Source organism: Desulforamulus putei DSM 12395 (genome assembly GCF_900129195.1).
GTDB lineage: Bacteria > Bacillota > Desulfotomaculia > Desulfotomaculales > Desulfotomaculaceae > Desulfotomaculum > Desulfotomaculum putei.
In genome coordinates, this window is sequence record NZ_FQUY01000059.1 from 1 (window position 1) to 2,080 (window position 2,080).

The 2,080-nt window shown below is 49.9% G+C and carries 1 protein-coding gene; it reads right to left on the reverse strand.

Annotated elements, in window-relative coordinates; translation table 11 throughout:
• The coding region (locus BUB67_RS15865; RefSeq protein WP_073240322.1) for an ATPase, T2SS/T4P/T4SS family at positions 1–2,050 on the reverse strand (2,050 nt) is incomplete at its 3' end.
• Positions 2,051–2,080 lie beyond the last annotated feature (30 nt).

Here is a 2,080-nt window from a genome sequence, read left to right on the forward strand (position 1 = left end):
CTTGACGGGTAAATCTGTCGGCCACCCACTCAAATTGTCCAGTAGCCTTGTTATACTGCCACAAGTAATTTAAATCCAGGGACAGCACTCCCTCTTCATTTCTTTTTACCCCTACTACCTCGGCAATATGGTCAATCCTTCTTTTGCCGGTTTTGCGTTCTTTAACTGCCTGCACAATAATGTCAACCACACTGCAGAGTTCCACAATAGCATCATAGGGCAGGCCCATGTCAGCCATCTGCACCATGCTGACCATACGTTTACCTGCAAGGTAAGCACTGTTGGCGTGCAGGGTGTTCATACTGCCTTCGTGTCCGGTGTTCATGGCCTGCAGCATATCAAAGGTTTCTCCCTTGCGGCACTCGCCCACGATAATGCGTTTTGGGGCCATCCGCAGGGCATCCGCCACCAGTTCCCGCATGGTTACTTCACCCAGACCCTCGTTATTGGCGGGTCTGGCTTCCAGCGAACGAACATCCGGGTGCTGTAATTGCAGTTCTGCCGGATCCTCGATAGTAACAATGCTCTCGTTGTGTGGTATAAAGCTGGCAATACAGTTCAGCAGAGTAGTTTTGCCGGAAGATGTACCGCCGGACACTACCAGGTTTTGTTTAGTTACTACTGCCGCCCGCAGGAATTCAGCCATTTCCCGGCTCATGGCCCCGTTTTCAATCAGGTTTTCAATATTTAAGTCCTGCCGGAACCGGCGGATGGTAATTAAAGTCCCATGAACGGCTACCGGGGGGATGTGGGCTATCAGGCGGGAACCATCAAACAGGCGTGCTATTACTTTTGGGTTGGCCGGACTTACGGACCGCCCGGTAGGGGCCAACATCCTGTCTAAAATATCCCTGATGTGTTGTTCGTCCCGGAAGGTAACGTCTGCTATAAACTCCTGCCCGTGCTTTTCTACTCTGATTTGGTTCCACCGGGCCTTTATTTCCGTCACTTCCGGGTCATAAAAGAAAGGCTCCAATGGTCCGAAGCCCAGGCATTCATTGCCCAATTCTTCTACTAACATTTCTGCCGCCGACTGTCCCAGGGGTATGCTGTGATTCACCAGCGCCCGGGAGACGATGGAACGCAATCGTGAACGAACAATGGGGTCTCTAGTACCCTTGTTTTCTTCCGGCTTTAACTGCCTCCGCAGGGCATCCTGGACGTAAATCTTAATTCTGCGGTAGTCATGTTCTTTTAAGCCCGGTATTTTAGCGGTAATACTGCTGGCATTTTCTAAAGCATTTTCTTCATCCTCTAGTTCCGGCGGCTGGAAAGCAGAACAGTTGGCGGCCAGTTTTTGGAGCAGTTCTTTGTCAATATCGTGTACCGGGGGAGCGGATTGTTTTTCCAGATTTACCTCCATATTTTGTAAATACTGACTAAAATCGTCTTTTGGTTTGCTTAATAGCACCAGTTCTCGTTTATTATTAGCTTCTTGTACCAGTTCGCTGTATGGCAGAATAAAGTCAATTTCAATATCCGAGTGTTTTTTGTTAAGTATGTCTGCTTTGCGTATACCACCTGGCATTCCGGCCTGGTTCAGCAGGACATATGTCCTACCCCCACAGCCTAACCTGTTAAGGTAGCTCAGGTTATCTTTGATTAGATCCAGGCTTGTCCGGTCTGGCTTAATAACAGCTAGAATGGTATCTGCCACCAACGAGGCCGCCCAGGTGTTGTTCTGCTGTCCTACTGGAGAGCAGTCTAAAATGATGTGGTCAAATCTTTCTTTCAGCAGGGACAACAGATTAAAAATGAAGTCTGCGGTAATAAACTGCATGTGGTCGTGGTGCAGAACACCGGGTACCACCATGACACCAGAGGAATGGTGTACCATGGCTTTTTGCATTTGGCTTGCCTGCCGGATATCCTGCCAGTCCAGAATGTTGACCAGACAGTGGCTTACCGGCAGTCCCATGCGGCTTCTCACCTCCCCAAAACCGTCAAGGTCAAGAAGTATTACTTTTTCCGGGTGTTTTTTAGCCAGCAGTGCTGCCAGGTTGGTGGCTACCGTGGTGGAACCGTCCCCGCCTTCCGGCGACTGCACCACCCATATTTTCCCCCGCCCAGGAATAGCCTG